We start from the raw sequence: 278 nt of genomic DNA, 5'->3' as shown, positions 1-278 counted from the left end.
TCTTTCGCCCATGGCACGGTCTTTCTATGGCGAGAACAAGCGCGTTGCCAACAAGGCGATCAGGGCGGCCGGCTATCGCTTCCAGTTCCCGAACTACCGGGTGGCGCTGGAGCGGATGTGGGCCGAGGGTAACTGGCGGGACGGAGAGCCGCGCAGCGCGATGAGGCGTTGATGATCGATGCGGGACGCGCGGCGTGGTATGATTCGTTTCCGATCGGGCTCGCCTGACTTTGCGGCAACGGATAGACTGGAAGGGGACCCAGCCTGATGAATTTGCG

General features: G+C 62.6%; 1 pseudogene. It reads left to right on the top strand.

The window, feature by feature from the left end:
- Positions 1 to 172, top strand: a pseudogene (locus tag EN853_RS33745) (DUF1731 domain-containing protein); the annotation flags it as partial.
- Positions 173 to 278 lie beyond the last annotated feature (106 nt).

The organism is Mesorhizobium sp. M1C.F.Ca.ET.210.01.1.1, assembly GCF_004791585.1.
In the GTDB taxonomy this organism is placed as follows: domain Bacteria; phylum Pseudomonadota; class Alphaproteobacteria; order Rhizobiales; family Rhizobiaceae; genus Mesorhizobium.
This window is presented reverse-complemented; position numbering and strand designations above follow the sequence as displayed.